This window comes from Variovorax sp. P4_D9 (assembly GCF_056401695.1).
The window spans coordinates 1-1676 of the sequence record NZ_JBFUIU010001338.1; the positions used below are offsets into that span (position 1 = coordinate 1).

The following is a 1676-nucleotide window of genomic DNA, read 5'->3' on the forward strand; positions in this document are numbered from 1 at the left end:
GTATCGGCTCCGCGCATCGTCTGGGTCTTGATTTGCAACTGTCGGGGGATCAACTTCCAACGCTTGAGGGCTGACACGCGCCGACTGGCGGAAGAGGTATTTCAGCACCCTGCTAAGCGCATGGCGCCGCCCATCATCATTAGTGTTCCACACCAGCTAGGCCGCGCTGAGGCGCGCCGTCGCATCGAGGCCGGTTTCGCGAAGATTCTCAACCTGTTACCCGGTAGTGGCGGGGTCCGGAGCGAGCGCTGGGACGGTGACCGGCTCATTTTCAGCGTCGCGGCGATGGGTCAGACTGTTTCCGGGGTCATCCACGTGTTCGACGCTGCAGTAACGATGGAAGTTGAGTTGCCCGGTGTCCTCCGCGTGATCGCCAGCGGTCTCAAGGAAAGGCTGCAAAAAGTGGGACAACTGCTGCTGACAAGGAAATAGCACAGGTTCTGCAATGGCGGCTGCGATGAAGGAGGCAGCGCAAATGGACGCCAATGACGGTTGGAAGGGCCTAGCGCCGCAGCGCCGCTCACGCCTCAGYGGTTTCCTCAGTCGGCTGATCCGCAAGTCCATCCGCAGATAGCAGCCCTGCCCGGTGCGCCCGGTCGATAAGGCGCGCGGCAACATCCATTGACACGGACTCCTCGTTCACGTCGAACTCGCCTTTCTCCGCCATCAGCGATGCGATCATCGGTTTGGCCGTACCGGCCGGCAGCATCTTCGCGAGCAGCCGGAGCGCCTGCCAGTAGCTGTCGTCTGTGCCGCCCAGCTTCAGCGCGAGCGCGGCGCGCACGGGTGCGTCCGCGGCATTCGTCGTGAAGGCCCACTTGTCGAGCGGGCTGGCGGTGGTCTTCAGCACCTGGGCCAGCACGCCCTCTGTGGTTGCGAAGCGCGCAAAGAGCGTGCCTGGCCGGCGGCAATGCGTGCTGATCGCCTGCATCTCGGCATCGCTCAGCTTGAACGCCGCCTGCACCTGGTCGGCCATGCTGCCGTCGCCCAGGCCAGACATAGAAGTTGGTCGAGTTGGCCATGATCGCCTCCGGGAAGTCCGAGATCAGCTGACTCATCATCATCGTGACCATGTTGAACTTGCGGCCCACTCGCAAGTCCTGCTGCAGCAGCATCTGGAACGACTCGGCACCGGAGGCGTAGTGCACCTCGTCGTACTCCAGGAACTTCATCTGCTCCCACATCTTCTCGACGCGATCCTTCTGGTAGCGACGGTACAGATCGGGAACGAGGGGCGCAATCTCCTCCCAACGGGCGAAGAAGTTCTTGGCGCCCAGGCGGCGCGCGAAGAGGAACATCAGAGCGGAGCGCCGGCGGCCCTCCTCCGACGTCGTCGATCCCACCACCTCCTCGAGGTCGATCGAGATGGCGCGCGCTGAGCCGAGGTTCGCCTGGGTGTAGCTGCTCAGGAGGGTGTAGGTGCCTGTCGAGGCCGCGCTCAGGTTGCGCTGGAACACCTTGATCATGGTCTCCACGCCGTTCGCGGCCAGGGCCTCGCCGTACATCAGCATGATGTCGGCCTGCGAAACGACCTTGGACAGGTCCTTCAGGATCGGCATCGCGTAGCGCTGCGCGCGCTCAGCCATGACGGTGTGGCCGGCCTTGAACAAGGCATCGACCACGTCCCACACGCGGGTGCGGCCGTCGATGATCTCGTTGCCGAGCTGCTGATACAG

1 protein-coding gene and 1 pseudogene are annotated in these 1676 nt (G+C 63.5%); one reads left to right on the forward strand and one right to left on the reverse strand.

Annotated features, from left to right (window positions below; translation table 11 throughout):
- Positions 1-432, forward strand: a 432-nt coding sequence (locus AC1DY5_RS54640) for a polyhydroxyalkanoic acid system family protein (RefSeq protein WP_478122530.1), incomplete at its 5' end; no start/stop codon positions are given.
- 107 nt (positions 433-539) lie between these two features.
- Here the strand turns inward: AC1DY5_RS54640 and AC1DY5_RS54645 are convergent.
- Positions 540-1676 (reverse strand): annotated as a pseudogene (locus AC1DY5_RS54645) (hypothetical protein); the annotation flags it as partial.